Origin of the sequence: Actinotignum timonense, from assembly GCF_900155575.1 — a bacterium.
Lineage (GTDB): Bacteria > Actinomycetota > Actinomycetes > Actinomycetales > Actinomycetaceae > Actinotignum > Actinotignum timonense.
In genome coordinates, this window is sequence record NZ_LT706966.1 from 1533798 (window position 1) to 1552604 (window position 18807).

Annotated in this window: 11 protein-coding genes, 1 tRNA gene and 1 other RNA gene; 7 read left to right on the forward strand and 6 right to left on the reverse strand. The window is 62.6% G+C overall.

What is annotated here, in order from left to right; all coding sequences use genetic code 11:
- Nucleotides 1-41 precede the first annotated feature (41 nt).
- From CZ322_RS06465 to aceE, 3 genes are all read right to left on the reverse strand, one after another.
- Nucleotides 42-1829: an ABC transporter ATP-binding protein gene (locus tag CZ322_RS06465; RefSeq protein WP_087070656.1), complete on the reverse strand. Its 1788-nt coding sequence runs from the start codon at nt 1827-1829 to the stop codon at nt 42-44.
- Nucleotides 1826-3787, reverse strand: a complete 1962-nt coding sequence (locus CZ322_RS06470; RefSeq protein WP_087070657.1) for an ABC transporter ATP-binding protein — start codon at nt 3785-3787, stop codon at nt 1826-1828. Before CZ322_RS06470 ends, CZ322_RS06465 begins: the two co-directional genes overlap by 4 nt.
- A gap of 235 nt (nt 3788-4022) precedes the next feature.
- Nucleotides 4023-6758 carry a pyruvate dehydrogenase (acetyl-transferring), homodimeric type gene (gene aceE / locus CZ322_RS06475; protein WP_087071189.1) on the reverse strand — a complete coding sequence of 912 codons (2736 nt, stop codon included), beginning with the start codon at nt 6756-6758 and terminating at the stop codon, nt 4023-4025.
- A 337-nt stretch (nt 6759-7095) separates the two neighbouring features.
- On the opposite strand from aceE, the gene CZ322_RS06480 reads away from it, so the two are divergent.
- Both CZ322_RS06480 and CZ322_RS06485 read left to right on the forward strand, forming a co-directional pair.
- Entirely contained in the window at nt 7096-7494 is a 399-nt protein-coding gene (locus CZ322_RS06480; protein WP_026428793.1) for a DUF3052 family protein, read from the forward strand.
- A 161-nt stretch (nt 7495-7655) separates the two neighbouring features.
- A tRNA-Val gene (locus CZ322_RS06485) sits at nt 7656-7729 on the forward strand.
- 31 nt (nt 7730-7760) lie between these two features.
- On the opposite strand, the gene CZ322_RS06490 is transcribed toward CZ322_RS06485, so the two are convergent.
- Entirely contained in the window at nt 7761-8600 is an 840-nt protein-coding gene (locus CZ322_RS06490; protein WP_087070658.1) for an aldo/keto reductase, read from the reverse strand.
- A 169-nt stretch (nt 8601-8769) separates the two neighbouring features.
- On the opposite strand from CZ322_RS06490, the gene CZ322_RS06495 reads away from it, so the two are divergent.
- The 4 genes from CZ322_RS06495 (at nt 8770) to CZ322_RS06510 (ending at nt 14160) form a co-directional block, all read left to right on the forward strand.
- The gene (locus CZ322_RS06495; protein ID WP_234984492.1) at nt 8770-10386 is read left to right on the forward strand and encodes a peptide MFS transporter; all 1617 of its coding nucleotides are present in this window, start codon (nt 8770-8772) and stop codon (nt 10384-10386) included.
- A 92-nt stretch (nt 10387-10478) separates the two neighbouring features.
- Entirely contained in the window at nt 10479-12533 is a 2055-nt protein-coding gene (locus CZ322_RS06500; RefSeq protein ID WP_087070659.1) for a CocE/NonD family hydrolase, read from the forward strand.
- Between the two features lie 14 nt (nt 12534-12547).
- Nucleotides 12548-13333, forward strand: coding sequence for a Nif3-like dinuclear metal center hexameric protein (locus tag CZ322_RS06505; protein ID WP_087070660.1), 786 nt, complete (start codon nt 12548-12550; stop codon nt 13331-13333).
- Between the two features lie 86 nt (nt 13334-13419).
- Entirely contained in the window at nt 13420-14160 is a 741-nt protein-coding gene (locus CZ322_RS06510; RefSeq protein ID WP_087070661.1) for a zinc ribbon domain-containing protein, read from the forward strand.
- A 205-nt stretch (nt 14161-14365) separates the two neighbouring features.
- Here CZ322_RS06510 and CZ322_RS06515 read toward each other — a convergent pair whose 3' ends face one another.
- Entirely contained in the window at nt 14366-16789 is a 2424-nt protein-coding gene (locus CZ322_RS06515; RefSeq protein WP_087070662.1) for a hypothetical protein, read from the reverse strand.
- A 675-nt stretch (nt 16790-17464) separates the two neighbouring features.
- Between CZ322_RS06515 and rnpB the strand changes: the two genes are divergently transcribed.
- An RNA gene (gene rnpB / locus CZ322_RS06520) (RNase P RNA component class A) lies at nt 17465-17809 on the forward strand.
- 84 nt (nt 17810-17893) lie between these two features.
- Here the strand turns inward: rnpB and map are convergent.
- Nucleotides 17894-18805, reverse strand: coding sequence for a type I methionyl aminopeptidase (gene map, locus CZ322_RS06525; RefSeq protein WP_087070663.1), 912 nt, complete (start codon nt 18803-18805; stop codon nt 17894-17896).
- Nucleotides 18806-18807 lie beyond the last annotated feature (2 nt).

The window sequence follows — 18807 nt, forward strand, 5'->3', positions numbered from 1 at the left end:
CCCCCCCCCCCCCCCCAGACGCGCCTCGACCCGCCGCTAGCTCAGGCCCACTGGCTTTCGTAGAGGCGGGCGTAGGCGCCGCCGGCGGCCAGCAGTTCCTCATGGGTGCCGCTTTCTACCACGTCCCCGGCTTCCATAACAAGGATCGTGGTGGCATTGCGGACGGTGGAGAGCCGGTGCGCAATGATGAAGGAGGTGCGCCCTTCGCGCAGCCGCTCCATCGCATCCTGGATAAGTGCCTCGGTGCGGGTATCCACCGAACTGGTGGCCTCATCCAAAATAAGCACATCGGGATTGGCCAGGTAGGCCCGCGCGATGGTGATGAGCTGTTTCTCCCCGGCGGAAACATTCTCGCCCTCATCCCCAATATGGGTATCAAAACCGTGGGGGAGGGTCTCGAGAAGATCATCAATGCCCAGGGCGGCCGCGGCGGCAATGGCGTCGTCGCGCGTAGCACCGTCCTTCCCGAAAGCGATGTTTTCCCAGACCGTTCCGTCAAAAAGCCAGGTGTCTTGCAGGACCATCCCGAAATGTTCCCGTAGGGATTCTTTCGTGAAGGAATCGATGGGCGCGCCGTCCACGGTAATCGCCCCGCCGTCTACTTCATAAAAGCGCATGAGTAAATTGACGAGCGTGGTTTTCCCGGCACCGGTGGGCCCTACAATCGCCACGGAATGCCCCGGCTCTACCCGTAGCGAGAGATCGCGGATCACCGGAGTATCGGGCTCGTAGGCAAAACACACGTGCGAGAATTCGATGGTGCCTCGCCGCGCCTCGGGGGCCACCACCTCGCGGTAGCTGGAACTCGCATCCGGGGCCATCTCCTCCTGGGCCAGGTAATCGAAAATGCGCTCCGCGGAAGCCGCCGCCGATTGAATAAGATTCGCGGTGGAGGCCAGAGACTGGAGCGGATGGGAGAGCTGGCGAGTGTATTGCATCATCGCCTGCAGCCCGCCAATCGTCATGGTGCCGGCCATCGCCTGAATACTGCCCAGAAGCGTGACGATGGCAAAAGAACCGTTCTGCACCAGCATCATAAGCGGCTGGGACATTTGCGCGATTGCCTGCGCGCGGAAAGACGCATCGTAGAGCTGCGCATTCGCGCTATCAAACTGCCCTTGGAATTCATCTTCCAGCCCGTATGCGGCCACCACATCCAGCCCGGTGAAACTTTCCTCCACCACCGCGGACACATCACCCGTGAGGCGCCACTGGTCGCGGAAATAGGGGCGAGAGCGGCGCAGCAGCAGGAGGATCCCAATAATCCCCACCGGGATGACCACCAGCGAGGCGAGCGCCACCGACCAGGACAAATAGACCATCACCGCCACGATCCCGATGATCTGGTAGATCGCGGAGAGCACTTCGGAAAGAGTTTGCAGCAGGGACTGGGTCACGTTATCAACGTCGTTCGTGACCCGCGAGAGTACATCGCCGCGCTGCTGCTTATCCAGCACGGATAGCGGCATCCGATCAATTTTCTGCTGGCAATCCCGCCGCATCTCATAACCGAGATCCTGAATAATAAGGCGAATAATATAACCGAACCAGAAACGCAGCAGCGCCGAGAGAATATAGCACCCGGCCGCCAGGCTCAGCACCCGCGCCAACCCCGGAAAATCGACACCGCCGGAACGGATTCCATCCACCACCACATTGGTGCCCTGCCCGAGTAGGAAGGGAGCGGCAACCACCGCCGCGGTGGAGATAAGCGAAAGCAGCAGCACCGCCACGATCCGCCCCACGTAATGGCGCAGGTAGTGGCGAATAAGGGTGAGAAGCGCCCCGCGGATATCGCGGGCTTCGTCAATATTTCCGGCACCTCTCATGCCCGCGCCTCCTCGCTGGTTGCGGCCGCTGTGCCGCTCGGTTCCGTATCGCTTGGTTCCGTCCCACTTGCCCCCGTGCCGCGTTCCGCGCCGTTCGCTTCCGCGCTGCCTTCCGGCCCGCGCTCCTGGGAGCGCACAATCGAGCGGTACATGTCATTTGTTTCCATAAGTTCGGCGTGCGTGCCGCAGCCTACTACCTCGCCGCAATCCAGTACGACGACGCAATCAGCGCTGCGGGTCGTTGAAATACGTTGGGCAATGATGACCACCGCCGCATCCCGGATCCGCTCCTTGAGGTTGGCCCGCAGCTGGGCATCGGTGGCGTAATCGAGGGCGGAGAAGGAATCATCGAAAACTACCAGATCAGCCCCGGACTGCCCGGAGCTATCGGGTAGGGCCCGGTAGAGGGCCCGCGCGATGGTCAGGCGCTGGCGCTGCCCGCCGGAAAGATTGGTGCCCCCGGTTTCCACCGGCATCTCCAGCCCGCCCCCGGCTTCCACGAAATCCCAGGCCTGGGCGCAGCGCAGTGCATCAATGACCCGCTCCTGATCGATATCGCGGGTGGAGCCGGCAACATTGCTGGCCACCGTGCCGCTGAACAGGAAAGCCCGCTGGGGCACGAGGGCCACCCGGCGGCGGAAATCAGCGAGTCGAATATCGCGCACATCCACTTCGCCCGCGCCGGCCTCACGCGTTCCAGCACCACGCGTTGCGGCACTGCCGGATTCTGTTTCGCCGGCCTCGCCACCCGCTCCGGCCCCGGCGCCGCCTTCTACGGTGAAGCGCCCGGTGCTCACATCCACGAGGCGCGGCAGTATTTTCACCAGCGATGATTTGCCCGAGCCCGAGGCGCCAATAATCGCCGTCGTCGTTCCAGGCCTGAAGCACAAAGAAATGCCGCGCAAGGCAGGCTCGTCCGCATCCGCGTAAGTGAGGGAAATATCGCGCAAGCGGAAGGTGACCGGGCCGGGCGGCATCTCCCGCGCATCCGGCGCGTCCGTAATAGAAGGAACGGTGGTATTGACTTCGATGACGCGTTCGGCGGAAACGTTCCCGCGCGGAACCACCATAATAATCATGCCGAGCATCATGACCGCGCCCAGAATCATCATGAGGTAGGTGATAAACGCGGCGAGCGCCCCCACCGGCATGGAGCCTCCGGCAATTCGATGCCCGCCAATCCACACGATCAGCGCGGAAGCTAGCCCGATGACCGCGCTCATGGCCGGTAGCAGCGCGGACCATATCGTGCCGATCTGGAGCATAATCGAACGGAAATTGCGGTTATGAACCTCGAATTCCCCGGCCATGGCTTCTTCGCGGCGGAAGGCCCGAATTACCCGCACCCCGGAGAGCTGGGAGCGCAGCGCATCGTTAATGGCGTCCACGCGCCGCTGGAGAGTTTCGTAGCGTGTGGCGAGCATCGCGGTACACACCAAAATAATTGCGGTGAGCACCGGGATAATCACGAGGAGGGTGAGGGAGAGAACTACGTCTTGCCCGATGGCCATGAGCACCCCGCCCACGCCCATAATCGGGGCCGTCACCATAATGGTGAGGGACATGAGCGTGACCATTTGGATTTGATTGACGTCGTTCGTGGTGCGGGTGACCAGGGTGGAGGCCCCGAAACGCTGTTGGTCCGCGGGCGAAAAACGCTGCACATGCGCGAAAGTTTCGCGGCGCAGCTCTCGGCCCAGGTGGGTGGAGACCAGCGCCCCGTAATAGATCGCCCCGATAGCGCAGAGCACCTGCGCGAGGGTGAAAAGGCCCATGAGCAGCCCGCGCGACCAAATATAGGAGCTATTGCGTTCCAGAATGCCGTAATCGATAACGTTAGCGCCCAGCGCGGGGAGGGTGAGCCCGAGGAGCACCTGCGCGATCTGTAGCACAGCAATCGCGAGGAGCTGGAATTTGCGGTCGCGCAGATGCCTCCACGCCAGTCGATAAACGGTCAATCACTAGCCTCCATATATGTGTGGCGGTCCGAAAGCTCAACTCGCGATAATTATTCACGGGTGAGAAAGGACCGCCACACTATGCTACGTGTGAGAGCACGGATGCTCAAACACTATTCAATTAGTTACGACGACGCCGGGCCTGCGCCGCTGCCGGTGCAGCGCCCGAGCGCCGTAGCTTGGGCGTGCCGGGAATCCCGGTGATGCCGGGAGCGCCGGCGTGGCCCGCGCCGCTTTACTCCGGGTCGTTATCGGGAACCGGTTCGGCAGCTGCCGGGTTATGCAGATCGTACTTCTCGATTGCCTGGCGGACAACCGAGCGGTCGATCTTGCCGGCCTTGGCCAGCGCGTACAGGGCCCGCACCACCATGGTGGCGTCGTCGATCTTGAAGTAGCGCCGGGCGGCCGGGCGGGTATCGGAAATACCGATGCCCTTGGCGCCGAGCGTCTCATAATCACCGGGGATCCATTCGCGGATGGAATCCTGGACCTGGTGCTCGAAATCGGAGGTGGCGATGAAGGGGCCTTCTTCGCCTTCCAGCTTCGCGGTCACGTAGGCCTTGCGCGGTTCTTCCTCCGGGTGGAGGTAGTTGTATTCGTTGGTGGCCAAGCCGTCTTTACGCAGCTCATACCAGGAGGTCACCGAGTAGACGGTGGCATCCACGCCCCAGTCATCGCGCAGCATGCGCTTGGCTTCGCGGGCCCAGCGCACCCCCACGCCCGAGGAGAGCAGATTGACGCGCGGGCCGCCCAGGCCATCAGCCTCATCGAGCTTGTAGATACCGCGGATAATGCCATCCACGTCCACATTCTCCGGTTCGGCAGGCTGGTGGATGGGTTCGTTGTAGACCGTGAGGTAGTACATGACGTTTTGCTCACGCCCGTCCGAGCCATCCCCGTACATACGCTTCAGGCCATCCTTGAAGATATGGCCGAGTTCATAAGCGTAGGCCGCATCGTAAATGACCATGCCCGGGTTGGTGGAGGCGAGAACGGGGGAGTGCCCGTCCATATGCTGGGAGCCTTCACCCGTGAGGGTGGTGCGCCCGGCGGTGCCACCAATAATGAAACCGCGGGCCAGCTGATCGTAGGCCGCCCAGAACTGATCCCCGGTGCGCTGGAACCCGAACATCGAGTAGAAGATGTAGAAGGGCACCATCGGGGTGTTATGGGTGGCGTAGGAGGTTCCGGCCGCCACGAAAGCGGAGAGGGAACCGGCTTCGGTAATACCGGTGTGGAGCAGCTGGCCCTGGGTGGATTCCTTGTAGGAAAGCAGCATATCGTGGTCCACCGCGGTGTACTGCTGGCCCTGGGTATTGAAGATCTTGGCGGAGGGGAACATGGAATCCATGCCGAAGGTACGCGCTTCGTCCGGAACGATCGGCACCATGCGGAAGCCGAATTCCTTATCGCGCATAATGTCCTTGAGCAGGCGAACCAGAGCCATCGTGGTGGCCACCTTCTGCTTGCCCGAGCCCTTCTTCATGGACTGGAAGGGCTTATCGGCCGGCAGGGCGATCCCACCCTGGTGGGTGCGGCGCTGGGGCAGGTAGCCGCCGAGTGCTTCGCGCCGCTCGCGCATATGCTTCATGGCCGGGTGATCTTCAGCCGGCTTGTAGTAGGGCGCGTTATAGGGATCTTCCAGCTGGGAATCATCAATGGGGATACGCAGGGTATCGCGCAGCAGCTTGAGATCGTTGCTATTGAGCTTCTTCATCTGGTGGGTGGCATTACGCCCGGCGAAGTTCGAGCCGAGGTCATAACCCTTGACCGTTTGCGCCAGAATCACGGTGGGCTGGCCCTTATGGGCCAGGGCCGCCCGATAGGCGGCGTAGATCTTGTGGTGATCGTGGCCGCCGCGGCGCAGCGCCCAAATCTCATCATCGGACCAATCTTCCACCATGGCCTTCGTGCGCGGATCGCGCCCGAAGAAGTTATTGCGCACGTAGGAGCCGTCATTCGCCTTGAAGCCCTGGTAGTCACCGTCCGGGGTGGAGGTCATGAGATCTACGAGGGCGTGGTCCTTATCCTGGGCCAGGAGCTTATCCCAGCCCGAACCCCACAGCACCTTGATGACATTCCAGCCCGCGCCCTTAAAGAAGGATTCGAGTTCCTGCACGATATTGCCGTTGCCGCGCACCGGGCCGTCCAGGCGCTGGAGGTTGCAATTGACCACCCAGGTGAGGTTATCCAGCTTCTGGGAGGCAGCCAGCTGGAGCATACCGCGCGATTCGGGTTCGTCCATTTCGCCATCGCCCAGGAAGGCCCATACGTGCGAATCCGAGGTGTCCTTAATGCCGCGTTCGCTCAGGTAGCGATTGAACCAAGCCTGGTAGATGGAGTTCGTGGCGCCCAGCCCGAGGGACACGGTGGGGAACTGCCAGAAGTCCGGCATCTGGTGGGGGTGCGGGTAGGAGGGCAGGCCGCGCCCGCCGGAAATATGGGAGGCTTCCTGGCGGAAGGAATCCAGATCCGCTTCCGTCAGGCGCCCTTCTAGGTAGGCGCGGGCGTAATTACCGGGGGAGGAGTGGCCTTGGAAGAAGATTTGGTCCCCGCCACCGGGAGCATCAGGGCCGCGGAAGAAGTGGTTGAAGCCCACTTCGTAAAGGGTGGCCTGGGCGGCGTAGGAGGAAATATGGCCGCCCACCCCCACGCCGGGGCGCTGGGCACGCGTGACCATCACGGCCGCATTCCACCGGGTCCAGCTGCGGAATTGGTGTTCGAGTTCCTCTTCTTCCGGGGTGCCCGGGTACGGAGGTTCTTCTTCCGCCGGAATCGTATTGATATAGGGCGTGACGAGATCAGGGGAGACCGAAACTCCCTTGGAGCGTGCGTGCTCATCCACGCTGGCGAGGATAAACCGCGCCCGATCCGCACCATTTGTTTCAATCAGATCATCCACGGACGCGAGCCATTCGCGGGTTTCTTCCGGATCAACATCCGGGATCTGGCTGAGCTGGCCGGACACCATGCGATCATCAGAATCTTGTGAAGCCACGGAATCTCCTCCATTGCTTGAGTGGTTGTAGTTCATAGGGACGTGTCAAGGCTACCCGTTCGCGGCTTTAGTCCCAGAACGGCTGTGGTACCTCTTACACATGCACTCTTATATTACCGCGTTGTTGAGAGCCATCGCACAGGCATGAGCGGAATTAAGCTGAGCGGTGGACGGGGCGCATGGCCGGTGGCTTTCGCGGCGCCCGCGGAGCGGGCGGCGCGCGTCGTCGTACGGTAATGATCACCAAAATCACGGGCGACGCGGCTGAGATTAACTTGAAAAAATGCCGGCGATCAGATGAGCTTAAGCCATGAGTTCGTTTGGTTTCCAGAAAGGGAACATCATCCAAGAATTTGGCTACGACGACGACGTAGCCGCCCAGGTCCGCGCGCAGATCGAAGAAACTATCGGAAGCGCGCTGGTGGACGAAGATTCGCGCGATATCGTGGACGGTGCCATCGCTTGGTGGCGCGCGGACGACGGAGACGTCGATGACCTCACCGATTTGCTCCTGGATATCAAGGCTAATTTCGACGACGAAAATGCTATCTGCTGGCTCTTTGTGCCCACCGGGCGAGTGTCGAATGCGGTGCCGCATAACGATATTGAAGAGGCCGCCGATACCGCGGGCATGCAACCAACCACATCCGTGGCCCTCGGGGAGTCCTGGACGGGCGTGCGCCTCACCAATAAGGGCCTGCGCTACTAGAGCCGCCGGAGGGTTCCGCCGGTATTTTCGGCGCAGAGCCGTGCGGTAGGCCGGGCCGGTAGCGCCGGCGGACAGTCGCAACGGAAGCGCTGCCGGTATTTTCGGCGCGAAGGTGCGCGCGGGCCGCGTATCGGGTAGGATCATCCGAGTGCGCAGCGCGCGGGCCCGTAGCTCAGTTGGTCAGAGCACCTGGTTTACACCCAGGGTGTCATCGGTTCGAATCCGGTCGGGCCCACTCTTTATGCCGTGAGCGCCGTGAGATTCCGTTACCACTCCTCGTGCGTGCGCGCATCCCAGACGTGCAGGTCGCCGGTGTCCAGCGCGGCCAGATCGCGCATATCCGAGTCGTCCAGGGTGAAGTTGAAGATATCGGCATTTGCCCGCCAGCGCTCGCGTTGGGACGACGACGGAATCGCCACAATGCCCTGCTGGACACACCAGCGCAGCACAATCTGCCCGGCACTCACCCCGTGCTTGGCAGCCAGGCGCGCCACCACAATTTGATCCAGTAGCTTTTCCGGCCCGCCGAGCGGCCGCCACGCCTGGGTGACAATACCGTGGCGCTCGTGGAAAGCACGCAGATCGGTGCGCGGGAGGGCAACCGAGAGCTGAACCTGGTTGAGCACCGGCCACACCCCGGTGGCCTCATGCAGGCGGGTGAGATGTTCGGGCAAGAAATTCGAGACCCCCACGTGGCGCACCAGGCCCTCCGCCTGCGCCGCGAGCATCTCCTCCCAGGTTTCCACGTACAGGCCACGGGAAGGATTGGGCCAGTGGATGAGGAGAGCGTCAAGATAATCGGTATCTAGGCGACGCAGCGAATCCTCAATACTGCGCCGGGTATAGCGCTTCCCCTGTTCCCCGCCGGCCACCTTGGAGGTGATGAATACCTCCGCGCGGGGTACCCCGGAGCGTTTCACCGCTTCCCCAACGGCCGTTTCATTGGCGTACTGCTGGGCGGTATCGATAAGGCGGTAGCCATCGGCAATGATCTGGCCGAGCGTGGTGGCGAGCTCGTTACCTTTGGCCAGTAGGGAGCCGATTCCAACCAGGGGAATCTGGCCGCCATCGGCAAGGGGAATTGAGGGAATATCGCATGTGGTCATGCCCCACAGCCTATCAATGTGACCGATGTCATGTCTATTCGAGTTTTTCCTATGGGCTCAGGGCTTGCGGCGGGTGGGCGGTAGGGCGAAAACGATAAAAAAGTACTCAAATAGCGGTTATGTCGGAGGCCCTTGTTACCCTGGAAAACGGATAGCAAGGAGTACCAACGTGACTGACCTACCCCATGAGGGCAACCAGACTGATACCACCACCGCGGACCTCCCCACCCACGCGCAGATTGCCGCGCAGGTCCCCGATAACGTCGAGAATCCCAAAAAGTACATTAAGGAACATAAGGAAGCCCTGCGCCGCGACCGGCGCGCCCGCGCCACCCGCTCCTTTATGGGCCAACCCACCGGCCTGTATTCCCTTTTCGGCCTGGAACTCTGGGAGCGTTTCTCCTACCTGGGCTTCCAGGCCATCCTGGTCCTCTACTTCACCGATGCCATCGCCAGCGGCGGGCTCGGCTACGCGGAGGACGTGGGATCCTCCATCGTGGCCGCCTACGGTGCCCTCGTCTACCTGCTTTCCATCGCGGGCGCCTGGATTGCGGATCGTATTTCCGGCACCTACCGCACGGTGCTCTGGGGCGGCATTGTTATTGCCGCGGGTCATATCGCCATGGGTATCCCCACCGAATTCTTCACCTGGGTGGGCCTGGGCCTCATCGTGGTGGGAACCGGGCTCCTCAAACCCAACGTTTCCACCATGGTGGGTGAACTCTACGCACCCGGGGATAGCCGCCGCGATGCCGGCTTCTCCATCTACTACGCCGGTATTAATATCGGGGCGTTCCTCGGGCCGCTGGTGGCCGGGTTCCTCGGCCAACGGGTGCATTGGCACGCCGGTTTCGCCTCCGCCGCGGTGGGAATGATCCTCGGCCTCATCGCCTACGTGGCAACCGGGAAAAACCTATCCGGGCGCGCCAAAGCGCATCGCATCCGCGCCAGTTTCGTGGCGGACCGTTCCTTCTGGATGCTCGTGGGACTGGTTGGGGGAGTAGTCGCGGTAGCCACGCTTTTCGCCACCTTCTCCTCCGCCACGCTCAGCGACGTCGTCAATGGCATCTCCGTGATCACCTGGATCGTGCCGGTGTTCTTCTTCCTGTGGATGTACCGCTCCCCGAAGGTCACCCCGGTAGAACGGCGCAATCTCATCCCTTACGCGCTGCTGCTCATCGCCCTCATCCTCTACAACCTGCTCTATTTCCAAACCGGAAATACCCTCAACCTCGTGGCCCTCAACGCCACCGATAACACCATCGGCTCCCTGAGCTACCCCTCCTCCTATTACATTTCCCTCACCGCCATCGTGGAAATCATCATGGGGCCGGTGCTCGCCTGGATCTGGCTGAAAATGGGCAAACGCCAACCGCACGTGGCCGCAAAAGTGGGGCTGGGCGCGGTGCTCGGCGGGATCGCCTTCGTCATCGTGGCGCTCGCGGGCATCCTCACCCCGCGCGGGGCTCTTCTTATGCCGCTGTGGCTGGTGGGATGCTATATCTTCCTCGGCCTGGGGGATCTGGTGCTGCAAACCTCGGGGATGTCGGCCACCACGAAACTCGCCCCGCGGGCTTTCGCCTCCCAAACCATGGCCCTGTGGTTCGCGGCGATGGCCTGCGCCCAGGGAATCCAAGCCCAGGTGGTGAAATTCTTCGATTACGAAAATATGGCCGCCTCCATCCCTGCCTACTTCGGAGTGCAGGGAGCGGTGGTTATCGGTTACGGCGTGCTGCTCATGGCGCTTACTCCGTGGATGCGCTCACGTATGAAAGTCGTCGCGTAGAGCTGGCGGCGTCGTCGTTCCTCAACGCGCCCCACGAAAACCGCAGCACACGCACAGAAGCAACACAGCACAGACGCCTAGGAAGGAGAACAATGGAGTACATCACAGATTTTCCCTACGAGACTGAGATTCGCGAGGGGTGGATTCCGCTCTCGGACGGCACCCGGCTGTGGATGAAAGCCTGGATGCCGCGCACGGAAGAAAAAGTGCCGGCGATCCTCGAATATCTGCCCTACCGCAGCGGGGACTGGACCGCGCCGCGCGATCACGAACGCCACCCGTATTACGCCGGGCACGGCTACGCTTCCATCCGGGTCGATATCCGCGGGCACGGCAATTCCGAGGGTGTCCCGGGCGATGAATACGATGCGCAGGAACACAAAGACGGCCTGGAAGTCATCGAGTGGATTGCCGCGCAGGAGTGGTGCACGGGCAGCGTGGGTATGTTCGGGATTTCCTGGGGCGGTTTCAATTCGCTCCAGCTCGCCTCCTACCAGCCGGAAGCCCTCAAGGCGATCGTCACCACCTGCTCCACCGACGACCGCTACGACAATGACGTGCACTATTTCGGCGGCTCGATGCTCGCGGTGGATATGCACGCCTGGGGAGCCACCATGCTCGCTTTCGAATCCCGGCCGCCGGACCCGCGCGCCGTGGGGGAAAACTGGAAGTCCATGTGGCTAGAGCGCCTCAATAATATGGAGCCCTACGTGGATACCTGGATGAGTCACCAGACCCGCGATGCCTACTGGAAACACGGCTCGGTGTGTGAGGATTATTCGAAACTCGATGCGGCGGTGCTCGCGGTGGGCGGCTGGTTCGATCCGTACCGCGATACCGTGCTGCGCCTGGTGGAGAATCTTTCCGCGCTGGGGAAGAACGTGCGCGGGCTGCTCGGGCCGTGGAGCCACCAGTACCCGGATCGCGATCTGCGCCCGGGGCCGCATATTGATTTCCTCGGGGAAACGCTGCGCTGGTGGGATAGGTGGCTCAAGGGCGTGGATAACGGCGCAATGGATGAGCCGCTGCTGCGCACCTGGATCAGCGACCCCATGCGCCCAGCCTCGGTATACGAGGAAATCGAGGGCCGCTGGGTGGCGGAACGTGCCTGGCCCTCCCCGGATATTGAGCCGCTTCGTTTTGAATTGGGGCAGGCGAGCGTATCGCCGGGTGCGGTGCGTGGCGGCACGATTCTTGTGAAGTCGCCGCAAGACATCGGCTCGGATGCCGGGCGGTACTTCCCGTACGGGAACGACGCCGATTTGCCGGTCGATCAGCGCGGCGACGATGGCCGCGCGGTGACCTGCGATTTTTACCTGGGGGAATCGGTCGAGATTCTCGGTAATGCCAGGGTGTTGTTGCGCTTGCGCAACGGCGGGGAGCGCGGGCATATCTATGTGCGCCTGGAAGATGTGGCCCCGGACGGTGCCTCCACGCTCATCACCCGCGGGAACCTCAATCTGAGCGCTCGCGAGGGGCGCGAGCGGATCGTGGAAATGCCCGCGGGGCAGTGGGTGGATGTGGAGATTCCGCTTACCGGTATTGGCTACCATTTCGCGGCCGGGCACACGTTGCGGGTGGCGCTTTCCAGTGCTTACTGGCCGTGGATTTGGCCGGTGCGGGAAAACGCCGGGGTGGAGGTGGATCTGGGGGCTTCCGCGCTGGTGGTACCCGCCCGCCCGATCCGCCCCGGGGGAGAACGCGATGCCCTCGACGATGCGGTCAGTTTCGCCGGGCCGGTCCAGCCCGTTGGTTTGGACGTGACATACCCGGAAGCGGGGGTTGCCGGGGCGCGCCGCCCCGAACGCCTCATCGCCCGCGACGTGGTGAAGAAAGAGACGTTTATCCAGGTAGATCCGGCCTACGGAGGAACCCGGGTCTACCCGGACGGCCTCCACTACGACGAAGATTCCGTGGAACGCTACTGGATTTCCTGGGATGACCCGCTTTCGGCCCGCACCGAAGCCGAATGGAAAATCGGGCTGGCTCGCCCGGATATCGATTGGGAGGTCCGCCTGGAAGCCGATACCCGCATCCGCTGCGACGCGAAGAACTTCTACGTGCAATCGGTGGTCACCGCTTTCGATCACGAGGAAGAAATTTTCCACAAGGAGTGGGAGCGCACCGTGGAGCGCACGGCGTCCTAGGGTAGGGTGAGTCCATGACGTATACAGTGGCGGATATCACCGCGGCCATGGATGAATTCTTCCCACCCGCATGCGCGGAAAGCTGGGACCGGGTCGGCCTGGTGGCCGGCCTGCCCAGCGACGAGGTGCGCAGCGTCGCTTTCGCCGTCGACCCGTGTGAAGCAACCGTGCAAGAAGCCTGCGAACGCGGGGCTGACCTCCTCATCACTCACCACCCGCTCTTTTTGCGCGGGACTTCCACCGTGGCGGGAACGTTCGCCAAGGGAAGGTGGATCACGCAGCTGGTGCGCGGGCGGGTCGCGCTTTTTAGTGCGCACACCAATGCGGACGTGGTGGCCTCCACCGCCGCGCTCGCGCGGCTTCTGGACGTGGAGATTGAGGCGCCGCTGGATCCCGAATCCGGAATAGGCGGGGTGGGCAGCATCGCGGCCGTGTCTTTCGGGCAGCTGGTCGAGCGGGTCGCGGAGGTGTTGCCGCATACTCCGGCCGGGGTTCTCGGAGCGGGCGATCCGGATCGGGTGGTGCGGCGGCTAGCCATCTGCTCCGGTTCGGGGGATTCGCTATTAGCGGCCGCGAAAGCCGCGGGCGCGGATGCGTATCTCACCGCGGATCTGCGCCACCACCCGGCCACCGACCATATTTGGGACGGCGGCTGCGCACTCATCTGCGCCACCCACTGGGCTAGCGAATGGCCGGTGCTGGGCGAGATGGAGCAGCGTTTGCGCGAACGCTTCCCGCAGCTGGATACGTATATTTCCGAGATTCCCACGGATGCTTGGAATATTGCGCTGCGTGGGTGAGCTCGCTGCGCGGGGCCGGTTCTCCCACATAGAATAGGGGAAGGCGCGCCGTGCGCCTTTCGTGCGAGTCGAAGGAGATCCACCCGATGAAAGCACCCCGTGCCGATCAACTTATTCTGCTTCAGGTTGCCGACTTGGACGCGCAGCTCAACCGCCTCGAGCGGGAAAATACCCAGCATCCGCTGCGAGCTTCTTTGGGTAAACTCCTCAACGCGATTGCCGCGCGCGGGCGGGAAAAAACCGCGGCGGAGACGCAGTTGGAGCAGGCGCGGGCGGAGTTAGCGAGTGTGGAGAAGACCAGCGCGGATTTGGCTCGCCAGGTAGCGGACAAAGAAGAAAAATATAATGCCGGCACCGGACTGACCTCCCGCGATCTGCTCGTGCTGGAAGACGAAATGGCGGCGCTGCGCACCACCCTGGAAGAAACGTCGGAAAAGGAATTCGCTGCGCTCGAAGCTGTTGAAGGTGGCGAAGAGCGAGTGCGGGAATTGGGTGCAGCTATCGATTCACTCCAAGAAAAAGTACTGGCCCAGCGCTCCGAACTGGAGGACGTGGTCGCGGACATCACCGCTTCCCAAGAAAAAATCCGCGCCCAGCGTGAGGAACTCTATGCACCGCTGGCAGAATCTCTCAAAAAAGTGTACGAACACTCGGTTGCCACCGGCGGCTACGCGGTTATGACCATGACGCCTAACGGTGCTACCGGGGCGGGAATCACACTTTCCCCGGTGGAAGTGGCGCAAATCAAGGCCACCGCGGAAGATGAGATTTATCTTTCTGAGGATTACGACTGCATTATCGTGCCGGTTGATTACGACGAAGCCTAGGAAGGCTTTCTTTTTCACGCCTGTACTTCGCACGTACGACAGCTGCAGTACAGCTCGGAAAAACAACCCGTCCCCGCCAGAGCAATCGCCAGGCGGGGACGTAGGAAGTGCGCATTCGAAACCATCAGAGCTACAGAGTGCGCATAAGAAACACGAAATCAGCTGAAAACGGTGTTCTTATGCGCACTCTATGTTGTGCGGATTTTTAGCGCGTGGCGCGCTTACGGGAGGCGTAAGCCACCGCGCCCGCTCCGGTGAGCATCAGCAGCAGAGCCGAACCCGCGATACCGCTGCTCTCCGCGCCGGTGCTCGGCAGCTGCGCCGCGGGTGCAGCGTGCTTGCCAACCGACTGCTGACCGCGGGCGACCGGTGCAGAAGGATCGGCATGCTTGCCGCCCTGCACTGAAGGATTCTGCGCCGAAGCTCCCGGTGCCGGCGTGCTCGGTGCCGCGGTCCCGGTTCCGGGCTGCTCTGGATTAGCCGGTTGTTCCGGTTGTGCCGGAGTTTCAGGAGCGCCCGGGGCTCCGGGCTGTTCGCCCGCGCCCGGCCGCTCCGCTTCCTCAGCGGCGCACTTGTCCAGGAAAGTCCGCAGCGCCGCGATACGCGTATCAAGCGCGGCAAGATCATCCGCGGAACGCTTGACCGCAGCATCGGCCTCCGCGGCCTTCGCCGTCGCGTCCGCAAGTGCCGTGCCAGCGGCCGCATCCTGCTCACGAGCCGCAGCAGCATCCGCCTCCGCGAGCGCCCCAGCTGCGGCCAACGTGTCATATTCGGCCTGCAAACCGTCCAGCTTCGCTCCGGCCGCCTCCAGTTCCTTCACCTTCTGGCTCGCCGCGTCACGCTCAGCTTCAGCGGACGTAACCGCCGCAGCGCTCTTCTCCGCCGCGGCCTTCGCCTTCTCAAGCTCCTGATCCGCGGCGCCCTTCGCAGCCTCTGCCTCCGCGAGCGCACCGGCCGCTTGAGTCTGCTCCTGCTGTGCGTCTTCACGCTTGAGGCGCAGATCATTCCACTTGGGTACGTGCACGGTCATGATCTGCTCGGAAAGTGCGGCGTGCTCGGCGGCTAGCTGCGTGGCTTTCTCCTGCGCCGCGGCGGTTTCCCGCTGGGCCGCGGCCAGGGCCTCATCCACCGGGCGGGTCGCTTCTGCGGCCGCCGCTTCAGCCGCGGCGAGGGCAGCCTTCGTCGTTTCTACCTGCTGCTGGGCCGCGGTAAGCGCCGCGTCCTTCTCCGTGAGAGCCGCGCGCTTCGCAGCCTCAGTCTCCACCGCTGCGGCCAGCTTCGCAGCGCTGTCCTGCGCGGCCTGCTGATTCGCGGCGTGAGCCGTCTCCAGCCCGGTCTTCTCGGTCTGCGCGGCATCGCGCTCCGCTTCCTTTGCCGGGAGCTGGGTGGCCAGCTGATCCTTTTCCGCGGCCTTGGCGGTGTAGGCATCATTGGCTTGCGTGAAAGCCGCCTTCTTCGGGGCGGTTTCGGCCTTCTTTGCCTCCCATTCCTGCCGGTACTGCTCTACCTCCTCCTTGGTGAAATTCTTTTTATCTCCGGCAGCCGCCTCGTACCAATCCCTGGCTTCATCCTCGGCCGCCTGGGCTTCGTTGTAGGCAGCCTCAGCGTCATTCTTCGCCTGCTCGAGCCCGGGCAGCGCGGCTTCCACCTCGGCCTGGCGGTTCTTCAGGTCGGTCACGGCGTTCTCAAGATCGCCGAGTTTCTGCGTGGCCTGCGCCAGCTTCGCTTCCGAATCCTGGGCCTTCGCCTGGGCAGCTTCGTCCTCCCCACGCTTGACGGTCACATCGTTAGCGGCTGCGGTGGCCGCCTGCTGGGCTTCCTCCTTCGCGGCCTGAGCGGCGGGAAGGGCGGCAACAGCGTCGTCGTACCCGCGCTGCGCGGCGGCGACCTTTTCTGCTTCCCGCGCAACCACCTCAAAACGAGTATCCTGCGCCGCGCGTTCCTTCGCCTGTGCCGCGGCCAGGTCCGCATCCGCCTGCTCCTTCTTCTCGGTCACCTCACGCAGCTGCGCGGCGAGCTTCTCGCGTTCGGCATTGCCCGCGGCCTCGGCCGCCTGCGCCGCCTCCAACTTCGCGCGCGCATCCTTCTCCGCCTGCTTCTTTGCGGCGAGATCCGCGTTCTTTTCCTCAAGAACGCGCTGGGCTTCCGTTACCGCTGCGCTGTCCTTGTCTTTTTGCGACGACGCCGCGCCTACCCGGCCTTCCGCCTCCTCGAGGGCGGTGCGGGCCGCGGGAAGCGCATCTTTCGCGGCCTGGCCTTCCGCCTGGAAAGCATCGAGGGCGGCCTTGGCACCGTCGCGTGCCTCCGCGGCGGCCTGGGCGGCCTTCTCCGCCTCACTCAGCTTCGCGGCGGCCGCATCCTTGGCGGCCTGCGCCGCAGTTGCCGCTTCCTGAGCGGCGGCGAGCTCCTGCTGCGCCGTTTCCGTTTTCTTGAGCAGTGCCTCACGTTCGGCCTTTGCTTCATCCACCGCGGCCTTCGCCTTGGGGGAATCCGTGCAGGAGGTAAAGGAAGCCCCCGGGGCGGGGGAGCCGGCGGTCGGTTGGGCATGGGCGGCCACGGTGCCCGCCATGCTGAGGGCGAGGGTGGTCACGGTAAGAGTACTGGCGAGTCGGGAGATGCGCTGTGTCATGGGGATCCTTCGCGAAGACGTGCAGTACTACCCGGAGCGGCTAATCTGCAACTTTTGAGCGTTTATAAAACAGCTAAGGTCTACGAGCCAGGCCGTATATTCGTACATGACCTTTGGATAAATGTGGTGAGCGTCTACGGTGGTGGATATCGGTGGTGTGTGACACGTATTCGCGGGGTTGCGCAGCCCGTGGCGCATGTTCACGGTGCTACGGAGAGAGGTGCGGGAGCCGACCCTCACGCAAAGTCGGCCCCCGCAGCCATTACCTACTAACAGAGAAAACGCGCGAAACATCGCTGTTTTGCCTGTTGTCTGGATTCTAAGCAGGTTTAATATTTACGGGCAAGGGATCCTCAAAGACTTAACAATCGCTGCTGTGGCGGTGGGAACGGCTTGCCTTACTTTCCCGCGTATTCGGACTTTTGCATGTGAGCAAGGAAACAATATTGCATAATTACTCGTGGTAATCGATGGGGGAGATACATTCAGAAACGGCATTCTTAGATGCTGCCGGAACTCCGATCAGAACCCTGGTCAGAACCCTGGTCGGAATCCCGGTCGGAACCCCGGGGTGCCCGCCGCTCACTGTAGGGATGCGCGCGCATCCGTAGGCCCGCTACCACGTGTCCGTAGGGCGGCGCCCGCGCGCCCGTCAGGCTGGTAGCATAAACGGGTCATGTTGGCCGGGCGGCCGCGCGGCGCGTATGCGCCTCGAGGAACGTCCGGGCTCCGTAGAGGACGGTGGTGGGTAACGCCCACCCGGGGTGACCCGCGGGAAAGCGCAACAGAAAGTAAACCGCCGCAAGGTAAGGGTGAAAGGGTGGTGTAAGAGACCACCGCGTGCCGGGTGACCGGCATGGCACGGCAAGCCCCACCGGGAGCAAGATCAGACAGTGCCCCGCCAGGCTCCTCGTCTAGGGCACGGGTGGATTGCTAGAGTGCGTCAGCAATGGCGCACGTAGATGGATGGTCGCCGCCGCGCAAGCGGTACAGAACCCGGCGTATAGGCCAAGATGACAGTGGGGGCGGATTTTCGGATCCGCCCCCACGCGTATATCAGCTCGCGCCGTAGCCAGCCCCGCGGCCCGCGCAGCGTATACCCGCCTAGAGCCGCAGCCCAAGATTCGGATCGGAGGGCAGCGTGAGGATTTCCGGTCCGCTTTCCCGCACCACGATGGTGTGCTCGAATTGGGCGGTGCGCCCGCGATCCTTGGTCACAACGGTCCAGTCATCATCCCAGATCTCATAGTCGATAGTTCCCAGGGTCACCATGGGCTCGACCGTAAAGACCATATTCTCTTCGATAGTTTCCCCGTGCAAAGGTGCGGCGTCGTAATGAGGAATAATAAGGCCGGAATGGAAAGCTTCGCCTACACCGTGCCCGGTGAAATCCCGGACATCCCCGTAATCGAAACGCTTGGTGTAAGACTCGATGACCCGCCCGATCACATTGACCTGGCGCCCGGGGCGTGCCGCTTTAATGCCGCGCAGGGTGGCTGTAGCGGTGCGTTCGATGAGGAGGCGGGATTCTTCGTCGATCTCGCCCACGCCGAAGGTGGCATTGGTATCCCCGTGCACGCCGTCCTTATAGGCCGTGACATCCAGATTAATAATGTCGCCCTCGCGTAGTACCTGGTCATCGGGGATGCCGTGGCAGATAACCTCGTTCACGGAGGTACAGATCGACTTGGGGAAACCCATATAGCCCAGGCAGGAGGGGTAGGCCCCGTTATCGATCATGTATTCGTGCGCGATGCGGTCCAGCTCATCGGTGCTCACGCCCGGGCGGATCGCTTTGGCGGCCTCGTACATGGCATCCGCGGCAATGGTTCCCGCCACCCGAATCCGCTCAATCGTCTCCTCGGTTTTCACGTCCGAGGCGGTGATCACTTCCGGCCCGTCATGGAACATATATTCAGGGCGTTCAATGGAAGCCGGAACTTTACGGCGCGGCGAAATCTTTCCGGGACGCGCCGTACCGAGCGGCGCACGTGCTGCAAGACTCATAGCCACCATTG

Excerpts from the sequence above, each read along its gene's own strand:
- CZ322_RS06490 (WP_087070658.1), bottom strand. The coding sequence starts at position 8,600 with ATGACCACATGCGATATTCCCTCAATTCCCCTTGCCGATGGCGGCCAG.
- CZ322_RS06465 (WP_087070656.1), bottom strand. The coding sequence starts at position 1,829 with ATGAGAGGTGCCGGAAATATTGACGAAGCCCGCGATATCCGCGGGGCG.
- CZ322_RS06480 (WP_026428793.1), top strand. The coding sequence starts at position 7,096 with ATGAGTTCGTTTGGTTTCCAGAAAGGGAACATCATCCAAGAATTTGGC.
- CZ322_RS06510 (WP_087070661.1), top strand. The coding sequence starts at position 13,420 with ATGAAAGCACCCCGTGCCGATCAACTTATTCTGCTTCAGGTTGCCGAC.
- aceE (WP_087071189.1), bottom strand. The coding sequence starts at position 6,758 with ATGGTGTCCGGCCAGCTCAGCCAGATCCCGGATGTTGATCCGGAAGAA.
- CZ322_RS06515 (WP_087070662.1), bottom strand. The coding sequence starts at position 16,789 with ATGACACAGCGCATCTCCCGACTCGCCAGTACTCTTACCGTGACCACC.
- CZ322_RS06500 (WP_087070659.1), top strand. The coding sequence starts at position 10,479 with ATGGAGTACATCACAGATTTTCCCTACGAGACTGAGATTCGCGAGGGG.
- map (WP_087070663.1), bottom strand. The coding sequence starts at position 18,805 with ATGGTGGCTATGAGTCTTGCAGCACGTGCGCCGCTCGGTACGGCGCGT.
- CZ322_RS06505 (WP_087070660.1), top strand. The coding sequence starts at position 12,548 with ATGACGTATACAGTGGCGGATATCACCGCGGCCATGGATGAATTCTTC.